Source organism: Thalassospira permensis NBRC 106175 (assembly GCF_000714555.1).
GTDB classification, from domain to species: Bacteria; Pseudomonadota; Alphaproteobacteria; order Rhodospirillales; family Thalassospiraceae; genus Thalassospira; species Thalassospira xiamenensis.
This window is the reverse complement of record NZ_AUNC01000028.1, coordinates 25898-33142: the sequence shown is the minus strand read 5'-3', so window position 1 is coordinate 33142 and position 7245 is coordinate 25898. Positions and strand designations below refer to the sequence as shown.

Annotated in this window: 16 protein-coding genes; all 16 read left to right on the top strand. The window is 55.0% G+C overall.

Annotated elements, in window-relative coordinates; genetic code table 11:
- Positions 1 to 172: 172 nt before the first annotated feature.
- Genes rpsJ through rpsH form a run of 16 tightly spaced genes read left to right on the top strand, consistent with a single transcriptional unit; the run spans position 173 to position 7235 of the window.
- Positions 173 to 481 carry a 30S ribosomal protein S10 gene (rpsJ, locus tag SMB34_RS14230; protein WP_007091508.1) on the top strand — a complete coding sequence of 103 codons (309 nt, stop codon included), beginning with the start codon at positions 173 to 175 and terminating at the stop codon, positions 479 to 481.
- Positions 482 to 497: 16 nt separating this feature from the next.
- Positions 498 to 1214, top strand: coding sequence for a 50S ribosomal protein L3 (rplC, locus tag SMB34_RS14225; protein WP_007091507.1), 717 nt, complete (start codon positions 498 to 500; stop codon positions 1212 to 1214).
- A gap of 5 nt (positions 1215 to 1219) precedes the next feature.
- Positions 1220 to 1840, top strand: a complete 621-nt coding sequence (gene rplD / locus SMB34_RS14220; protein ID WP_007091506.1) for a 50S ribosomal protein L4 — start codon at positions 1220 to 1222, stop codon at positions 1838 to 1840.
- Entirely contained in the window at positions 1837 to 2139 is a 303-nt protein-coding gene (locus SMB34_RS14215; RefSeq protein ID WP_007091505.1) for a 50S ribosomal protein L23, read from the top strand. Before rplD ends, SMB34_RS14215 begins: the two co-directional genes overlap by 4 nt.
- A 3-nt stretch (positions 2140 to 2142) precedes the next feature.
- The gene (gene rplB, locus SMB34_RS14210) at positions 2143 to 2970 is read left to right on the top strand and encodes a 50S ribosomal protein L2 (protein ID WP_007091504.1); all 828 of its coding nucleotides are present in this window, start codon (positions 2143 to 2145) and stop codon (positions 2968 to 2970) included.
- Positions 2971 to 2986: 16 nt separating this feature from the next.
- Positions 2987 to 3265 (top strand): 30S ribosomal protein S19, encoded by a 279-nt coding sequence (gene rpsS, locus SMB34_RS14205; RefSeq protein ID WP_007091503.1) that lies wholly within the window; start codon positions 2987 to 2989, stop codon positions 3263 to 3265.
- 2 nt (positions 3266 to 3267) lie between these two features.
- Complete coding sequence (rplV, locus tag SMB34_RS14200) at positions 3268 to 3648, top strand: 50S ribosomal protein L22 (RefSeq protein WP_007091502.1); 381 nt, start codon at positions 3268 to 3270, stop codon at positions 3646 to 3648.
- On the top strand, positions 3648 to 4334 hold the full coding sequence (gene rpsC, locus SMB34_RS14195; RefSeq protein ID WP_007091501.1) for a 30S ribosomal protein S3: 687 nt from the start codon (positions 3648 to 3650) through the stop codon (positions 4332 to 4334). Before rplV ends, rpsC begins: the two co-directional genes overlap by 1 nt.
- Before the next feature lie 12 nt (positions 4335 to 4346).
- Positions 4347 to 4766, top strand: a complete 420-nt coding sequence (gene rplP, locus SMB34_RS14190) for a 50S ribosomal protein L16 (RefSeq protein ID WP_007091500.1) — start codon at positions 4347 to 4349, stop codon at positions 4764 to 4766.
- Positions 4767 to 4772: 6 nt separating this feature from the next.
- Positions 4773 to 4973 carry a 50S ribosomal protein L29 gene (rpmC, locus tag SMB34_RS14185; RefSeq protein WP_007091499.1) on the top strand — a complete coding sequence of 67 codons (201 nt, stop codon included), beginning with the start codon at positions 4773 to 4775 and terminating at the stop codon, positions 4971 to 4973.
- Positions 4974 to 4999: 26 nt separating this feature from the next.
- Positions 5000 to 5233, top strand: coding sequence for a 30S ribosomal protein S17 (rpsQ, locus tag SMB34_RS14180; protein WP_007091498.1), 234 nt, complete (start codon positions 5000 to 5002; stop codon positions 5231 to 5233).
- Positions 5234 to 5267: 34 nt separating this feature from the next.
- The gene (gene rplN, locus SMB34_RS14175) at positions 5268 to 5636 is read left to right on the top strand and encodes a 50S ribosomal protein L14 (RefSeq protein ID WP_007091497.1); all 369 of its coding nucleotides are present in this window, start codon (positions 5268 to 5270) and stop codon (positions 5634 to 5636) included.
- Complete coding sequence (gene rplX / locus SMB34_RS14170; RefSeq protein ID WP_007091496.1) at positions 5636 to 5953, top strand: 50S ribosomal protein L24; 318 nt, start codon at positions 5636 to 5638, stop codon at positions 5951 to 5953. Before rplN ends, rplX begins: the two co-directional genes overlap by 1 nt.
- An 11-nt stretch (positions 5954 to 5964) precedes the next feature.
- A complete protein-coding gene (rplE, locus tag SMB34_RS14165; protein ID WP_007091495.1) occupies positions 5965 to 6504 on the top strand; it encodes a 50S ribosomal protein L5 in 540 nt (179 codons plus the stop codon).
- Between the two features lie 14 nt (positions 6505 to 6518).
- Positions 6519 to 6824, top strand: a complete 306-nt coding sequence (gene rpsN / locus SMB34_RS14160) for a 30S ribosomal protein S14 (RefSeq protein ID WP_007091494.1) — start codon at positions 6519 to 6521, stop codon at positions 6822 to 6824.
- A 12-nt stretch (positions 6825 to 6836) separates the two neighbouring features.
- Complete coding sequence (rpsH, locus tag SMB34_RS14155) at positions 6837 to 7235, top strand: 30S ribosomal protein S8 (RefSeq protein ID WP_007091493.1); 399 nt, start codon at positions 6837 to 6839, stop codon at positions 7233 to 7235.
- Positions 7236 to 7245: the final 10 nt, after the last annotated feature.

Below are 7245 nucleotides of genomic sequence, written 5' to 3'. Positions count from 1 at the left end.
CGTGAAGGCGGTCGTACCGTCGGCGCGGGCGTTGTTGCCAAGATCATCGAGTAATTTTCTCTTGATCTTTGTGAAGCGGGCGGCTATGTAAGCCGCCCGCAACACTTTTGCGGCAATCGTCAACTCCAGTTGAGGGGCCGGTGTCCTTTTGAGGGCTCCGGTACATAATTACATGGATAGTCAGAACATTCGCATTCGCCTGAAGGCGTTTGACCATCGCGTGCTGGATCAGTCCACGCGCGAGATCGTCAATACGGCGAAGCGCACTGGCGCAGAGGTCCGCGGCCCGATTCCGCTGCCGACCCGCATTGAGAAATACACTGTTCTGCGGTCTCCGCACATCGATAAGAAATCGCGTGAGCAGTTCGAAATCCGTACGCATAAGCGTCTTCTCGACATTGTCGACCCGACTCCCCAGACCGTTGATGCTCTGATGAAGCTCGACCTGGCTGCAGGCGTCGACGTCGAGATCAAACTTTAATCGGGAGTAAGCCGCAATGCGTAGTGGACTTATTACCCAGAAGGTTGGCATGACTCGCGTCTTCACGGACGAAGGCGTGCACCTTCCTGTCACCGTTCTGAAAGTCGATAACCTTCAGGTCGTTGCTAATCGTACCAGCGACACCGACGGTTACGTTGCTGTTCAGCTTGGCTATGGCAAAGCAAAAGTGAAAAACGTATCGAAGCCGATGCGCGGTCACTTTGCAAAAGCCAAGGTTGAGCCGAAAGCCAAACTTGCTGAATTCCGCGTTAGCGAAGATGCGCTGATCGAAGTCGGTGCCGAACTTTCGGCAACCCACTTTGTTGAAGGCCAGTACGTTGACGTCATCGGCACCTCCATCGGTAAAGGTTTTGCCGGTGCGATGAAGCGCCATAACTTCGGTGGTCTGCGTGCGTCGCACGGTGTGTCTGTATCGCACCGTTCGCATGGTTCCACTGGTCAGTGCCAGGATCCGGGCCGTGTCTTCAAAGGTAAGAAGATGGCTGGTCATATGGGTGCGGCGCGCGTAACCGTTCAGTCCCTGAAAATCGTCTCTACCGACGAAGCAAAGGGTCTTGTTCTGGTTCACGGTGCTGTCCCGGGTCATGCCGGCGCTTATGTCCTTGTCAAGGATGCCGTGAAACGTGCTGCACCGGAAGGTCTGCCGTTCCCGGCCGCGCTAAAGGGTGCTGCCCCGGCTGCTGAAGAAGCTGCCGCCGAGGATAAGGAATAAGCATCATGAAGCTCGACATTCTTAAACTTGACGCGTCCAAGGCCGGTAACATCGATCTCGCAGAAGAGATCTTTGGTCTGGACGTTCGTCGTGACATCCTGCACCGCATGGTGAACTGGCAGTTGGCAAAACGCCGCGCCGGTACCCACAAGGTAAAGGAAAAAAGCGAGATCTCTGCGACCACGAAAAAGTTCGTACGTCAGAAGGGTAGTGGCGGTGCACGTCACGGTTCCCGTAAAGCCGTACAGTTCCGTGGTGGTGGTGTAGCGCATGGTCCGCGTGTTCGCGATCATTCGCACGATCTGACCAAGAAATTCCGTAAGCTCGCGCTGAAAACCGCTCTGTCGGCCAAAGCAAAGGACGGTAAGCTTATCGTTCTGGACTCCGCGGAATTCTCGGACGCCAAAACCAAGAATCTGGTCGCTGCTTTCGCTAAGCTCGGCTGGAAATCTGCACTGATCATTGACGGTGCGCAGATCAATGAGGGCTTTGCACGCGCTGCGCGCAACATCCCGCAGGTTGATGTGCTGCCAGAGATTGGTGCTAACGTCTATGACATCCTGCGCCGTGACACCCTGGTGCTGACCAAGGGTGCGGTCGAAGCGTTGGAGGCACGTCTCAAATGACGATCATCAGCAAAGAGCGGATGTACGAAGTCATCCGCGCCCCGCATATCACTGAAAAGTCGACGCTGATTTCTGAACACAACGCCGTTGCGTTCAAAGTTGCGATCGACGCCACCAAGCCGGAGATCAAGGCTGCTGTGGAAGGTCTGTTCGGGGTGAAGGTCAAGGCGGTCAATACCTCTGTGGTAAAAGGCAAGACCAAGCGTTTTCGCGGTACTGTCGGTCGCCGGAGCGATTTCAAGAAAGCGATGGTTACCCTCGAAGAGGGTCAGTCCATCGACGTGACGACGGGAATCTAAGACATGGCTTTGAAGAAGTTTAAACCAACCTCTCCTGGTCGCCGTCAGCTGGTTCTTGTCGATCGTTCCGATCTCCACAAGGGCAAGCCGATCAAAGCGTTGACCGAAGGTCTTCGCAAGAAAGGTGGCCGTAACAACTCTGGTCGTATCACCGCCCGCCGTATTGGTGGTGGTCACAAGCGTCGTTACCGCATTATCGACTTCAAACGTACCAAGTTTGATGTCGTTGGTACGGTCGAACGTCTGGAATATGATCCGAACCGCACGGCGTTTATCGCCCTGGTTCGTTATTCCGATGACGAGTTGGCCTACATCCTCGCACCGCAGCGTCTTGCTGTCGGCGACAACATTGTTGCAGCCGAACGCGTAGACATTAAGCCGGGTAATGCCGCACCGCTGAAGAATATTCCGGTCGGTACCATCGTCCATAACGTCGAACTGAAAGCCGGTAAAGGTGGTCAGATCGCACGTTCGGCAGGCACCTATGTGCAGCTTGTCGGCAAGGACCAGGGTTACGCCCAGCTTAAGCTGTCCTCCGGTGAGGTACGTTTGGTTCGTGGTGAATGCATGGCTACCATCGGTGCCGTGTCCAACCAGGACCAGCAGAACACAAACCTTGGTAAAGCAGGCCGCAATCGCTGGCTTGGCAAGCGTCCTTCGGTTCGTGGTGTTGCCATGAACCCGATCGATCACCCGCATGGTGGTGGTGAAGGTCGCACTTCGGGTGGTCGTCACCCGGTTACGCCGTGGGGCAAGCCTACCAAGGGCAAACGTACCCGCTCGAACAAAAAGACTGACGCGCTCATCATGCGCCGTCGTCATAAGAGCTAACGGAGGAGGCTAGACTATGGCGCGTTCCGTTTGGAAGGGTCCGTTTGTAGACGGATACCTTCTTAAGAAAGCCGAAACAGTCCGTGCTTCAGGCCGGAATGAGGTAATTAAGACCTGGTCGCGGCGCTCGACGATTTTGCCGCAATTCGTAGGCCTCACCTTTGGGGTTTACAATGGCCAGAAGTTTCTGCCGGTACTTGTGAACGAAGATATGATCGGTCATAAGTTCGGTGAGTTTTCGCCGACCCGTACCTACTATGGTCACGCGGCCGACAAGAAGGCGAAGAGGAAGTAACGATGGGTAAAAAAGCTGACATCCGTCGGCTGGCGGACAACGAGGCTGCGGCTTCGCTCCGGGCAGTACGCATTTCCCCGCGTAAGCTCAACCTCGTCGCCGAGTCGATCCGTGGTATGAAGGCAGAGGCTGCTTTGGCAGAGCTCACCTTCTCCAACAAACGCATTTCGCAGGACGTCAAAAAGCTGCTGGAATCGGCAATCGCTAATGCCGAGAACAACCACCAGCTCGATGTTGACCGTCTCTTTATCAAAGAGGCGACTGTTGGTAAGGCATTCGTGATGAAACGTTGGCGGGCCCGCGCACGCGGTCGCGTCGGCAAGATCATCAAGCCGTTCTCCAACATGCGCATCGTCGTCTGCGAACGTGAGGAGGCCGAGTAATGGGTCAGAAAGTAAATCCGATCGGTTTACGCGTTGGCATCAACCGCACGTGGGATTCCCGCTGGTACGCCAACAAGGCCGATTTCGCTGGCCTTCTTCATGAAGACCTGGCGATCCGTAAATACATCTTCGACCGTCTGAAACAGGCGGGTGTTTCGAAGGTGATTATCGAACGTCCGGCGAAAAAAGCCCGCATCTCGATCCACTCTGCCCGTCCGGGTGTTGTGATCGGGAAAAAAGGCCAGGACATCGAGAAGCTCAAGAACGATCTGCAGAAACTGACCAAGTCGGAAGTGCAGGTTAACATCATCGAAATCCGTAAACCGGAAATCGATGCCAAGCTGGTCGCTGACAACATCGCCCAGCAGCTTGAGCGCCGTGTTTCGTTCCGTCGCGCCATGAAGCGCTCGGTTCAGAACGCAATCCGTCTCGGTGCTGGTGGCATTCGTATTAATGCTGCTGGTCGTCTTGGTGGTGCTGAAATCGCTCGTACCGAATGGTACCGTGAAGGTCGCGTTCCGCTGCATACCCTGCGTGCGGACGTTGATTATGGCACTTCGGAAGCTCACACCACCTATGGTGTCTGCGGTCTGAAGGTCTGGATCTTCAAGGGCGAAATCATGGCTCACGATCCGTTGGCTTCCGAGCGTAAAGCGCTCGAGTCGGCTGGTTCAGGTCGTAAGTAAGGAGATAGAGAGATGCTTTCTCCAAAACGTACAAAGTTCCGTAAAGCACACAAGGGCCGCCTTAAAGGTGAGGCCAAAGGTGGTACGGAACTTAATTTCGGCGCTTATGGCTTGAAAGCCTTGGAGCCGGAGCGTATAACGGCGCGTCAGATCGAAGCGGCCCGCCGCGCGATCACCCGCCACATGCGCCGTCAAGGCCGTGTGTGGATCCGCGTTTTCCCGGATCTCCCGGTATCGCAAAAGCCTGCTGAAGTCCGTCAGGGTAAAGGCAAAGGCTCGGTCGAATATTGGGCGGCACGTGTAAAACCGGGTCGGATTATGTTTGAACTTGACGGTGTTCCGCTGGATCTTGCACGTCGGGCTTTCGAGCTCGCAGCGGCAAAATTGCCGATCAAGACCAAGTTTGTCACGCGTCTTGGTGAAGGGGAGTAATTAGTGATGAAAATTGCTGATCTCCGCGCGAAAAGCGCTGATGAACTAAAACAGATGCTGCTCGACCTGCGTAAGGAATCGTTCAATATGCGTTTCCAGCAGGCTTCCGGTCAGTTCGAGAACACTGCGCAGGTCCGTAAGGTCCGCCGTGATATCGCCCGCATCAAAACCCTTCTCGGAAACGAGAAGGGTGCTACTGCGGCCTAACTGGACACGCATAGGAGTTAAGACACATGCCGAGGCGTGTATTGCAGGGGACAGTCGTTTCGACAAAAAACGACAAGACTGTGGTGGTCCGTGTGGAACGCCAGGTCATGCACCCGCTGTATAAAAAGTATGTGCGCAAGTCGAAGAAATTCCACGCGCATGATGAAGAGAACCGCTTCAAGACGGGTGACGTCGTTCGTATTCGCGAATGCCGGCCGATCTCGAAATTGAAGTCTTGGGAAGTAGTGGTCGAGGAGTGAGTCCTCAGCCCAACCATAGTCAAGGGGTAAACCCATGATCCAGATGCAGTCCAATCTGGACGTTGCCGATAATAGCGGCGCTCGCCGTGTTCAGTGCATCAAGGTGCTGGGCGGCTCGAAGCGCAAAACCGCTAATGTCGGTGATGTTATCGTGGTTTCCGTCAAGGAAGCCATTCCGCGCGGTCGTGTTAAGAAGGGTGCAGTACACAAAGCTGTCATCGTTCGGACCGCAAAGGAAATTCGTCGTTCCGATGGTTCGGCGATCCGCTTTGACCGTAATGCTGCCGTTCTTATTAATGCGAACGGTGAGCCTATCGGTACGCGTATTTTCGGCCCGGTGACCCGTGAACTCCGTTCGCGTGGTTACATGAAGATCATTTCGCTTGCCCCGGAGGTGCTGTAATGGCTGCCAAGATTAAAAAGGGTGATCGCGTCATTGTTCTTACGGGTAAAGACAAAGGGAAAACCGGCGAAGTTATCGCCGCTTTCCCGACCGAGAACAAAGTTCTGGTTTCGGGCATCAACCTGGTGAAACGTCACCAGCGTCCGACCGGTGCTGATGCTGGCGGCATCGTCGAGAAGGAAGCGAAAATCAACGTTTCCAACGTGGCGATTGTCGACCCGAAAGAAAACAAGCCGACCCGCGTCGGTTTCAAGACCCTCGATGATGGTCGCAAGGTTCGCGTAGCGAAGCTCAGCGGCGAAGTCATCGACAACTGAGGGACGGAAAAATGACGCGCCTGCGCGAACATTACAAAGAAGTGGTGCGTGACGCACTCCAGAAGGAGTTCTCCTACGAGAACTCCATGGAGGTTCCGCGCCTCGAGAAGATCGTGATCAATATGGGTGTCGGCGACGCCACCCAGGATCGCAAAAAGCTGGAAGGTGCGGCAGCGGATCTCGCTGCCATCACCGGTCAGAAGCCTATCTTCACCAAGGCGAAAAAGTCGGTAGCGGCTTTCAAGCTTCGTGAAGGCATGAACATCGGTTGTAAAGTGACCCTGCGTCGCGACCGTATGTACGAGTTCCTGGACCGTCTGGTTTCGGTCGCGCTTCCGCGCGTTCGTGACTTCCGCGGCCTGAACAAAAAATCCTTCGATGGTCGTGGCAACTTTGCCATGGGCCTCAAGGAACAGTTCGTCTTTCCTGAAGTCGAGTACGACAAAGTCGACTCGGTCCGCGGGATGGACATCATCATTTGCACCACGGCAAAGTCCGACGCCGAAGCTCTCGCCCTTCTCAAGGGCTTTGATCTTCCGTTCGGAAACTAACTGGAGGTTGGCCCATGGCCAAGAAAAGCGCCGTTCAGCGCGAACTTAAACGTGAGCGCCTGGCTAAGCAGCATGCTGCCAAGCGTGCCGCCCTTAAAGCGGTCATTAACAATCGCGAGACCTCTCCTGAAGAGCGTATCGCGTGCGTGATCAAACTCGCCCAGCTGCCGCGTAACTCGGCCCGTATCCGTCAGCGTATCCGCTGCCAGGTTTCCGGTCGTCCGCGCGGTGTCTATCGCAAATTCCGCCTGTCCCGTATCGCGCTTCGTGAACTTGCTTCGCGTGGTCAGATCCCGGGCATGGTGAAGTCGAGCTGGTAAGGAGGACATCACATGTCGATGACTGATCCCGTAGGCGATATGCTCACGCGTATCCGCAACGGTCAGCGCGTTGGTAAATCCAACGTTGCTTCGCCGGCTTCAAAACTGCGTACCGGTGTGCTGGATGTTCTCCAGCGCGAAGGTTACATCCGCGGTTACAGCATTAATGAAATTCGCAAGGGCGTCAGCGAAATCAACATCGAACTCAAATATTTTGAGGGCGAAGGCGTGATTAAGCAGATCGACCGCGTCTCGACCCCGGGTCGTCGTGTGTATTCGAAGATCAAAGATCTTCCGAAAGTATACAACGGCTTGGGCATCGCAGTCCTATCCACTCCGAAAGGGGTTCTGTCGGATCAGGAGGCTCGCGAGCAGAATGTCGGCGGCGAAATCCTCTGCAAGGTATTCTAAGGAGGGCCAA

Bases quoted from the DNA above. Each gene is read 5' to 3' on its own strand.
- rpsJ (WP_007091508.1), top strand. From the start codon at position 173: ATGGATAGTCAGAACATTCGCATTCGCCTGAAGGCGTTTGACCATCGC.
- rplC (WP_007091507.1), top strand. From the start codon at position 498: ATGCGTAGTGGACTTATTACCCAGAAGGTTGGCATGACTCGCGTCTTC.
- rplD (WP_007091506.1), top strand. From the start codon at position 1,220: ATGAAGCTCGACATTCTTAAACTTGACGCGTCCAAGGCCGGTAACATC.
- SMB34_RS14215 (WP_007091505.1), top strand. From the start codon at position 1,837: ATGACGATCATCAGCAAAGAGCGGATGTACGAAGTCATCCGCGCCCCG.
- rplB (WP_007091504.1), top strand. From the start codon at position 2,143: ATGGCTTTGAAGAAGTTTAAACCAACCTCTCCTGGTCGCCGTCAGCTG.
- rpsS (WP_007091503.1), top strand. From the start codon at position 2,987: ATGGCGCGTTCCGTTTGGAAGGGTCCGTTTGTAGACGGATACCTTCTT.
- rplV (WP_007091502.1), top strand. From the start codon at position 3,268: ATGGGTAAAAAAGCTGACATCCGTCGGCTGGCGGACAACGAGGCTGCG.
- rpsC (WP_007091501.1), top strand. From the start codon at position 3,648: ATGGGTCAGAAAGTAAATCCGATCGGTTTACGCGTTGGCATCAACCGC.
- rplP (WP_007091500.1), top strand. From the start codon at position 4,347: ATGCTTTCTCCAAAACGTACAAAGTTCCGTAAAGCACACAAGGGCCGC.
- rpmC (WP_007091499.1), top strand. From the start codon at position 4,773: ATGAAAATTGCTGATCTCCGCGCGAAAAGCGCTGATGAACTAAAACAG.
- rpsQ (WP_007091498.1), top strand. From the start codon at position 5,000: ATGCCGAGGCGTGTATTGCAGGGGACAGTCGTTTCGACAAAAAACGAC.
- rplN (WP_007091497.1), top strand. From the start codon at position 5,268: ATGATCCAGATGCAGTCCAATCTGGACGTTGCCGATAATAGCGGCGCT.
- rplX (WP_007091496.1), top strand. From the start codon at position 5,636: ATGGCTGCCAAGATTAAAAAGGGTGATCGCGTCATTGTTCTTACGGGT.
- rplE (WP_007091495.1), top strand. From the start codon at position 5,965: ATGACGCGCCTGCGCGAACATTACAAAGAAGTGGTGCGTGACGCACTC.
- rpsN (WP_007091494.1), top strand. From the start codon at position 6,519: ATGGCCAAGAAAAGCGCCGTTCAGCGCGAACTTAAACGTGAGCGCCTG.
- rpsH (WP_007091493.1), top strand. From the start codon at position 6,837: ATGTCGATGACTGATCCCGTAGGCGATATGCTCACGCGTATCCGCAAC.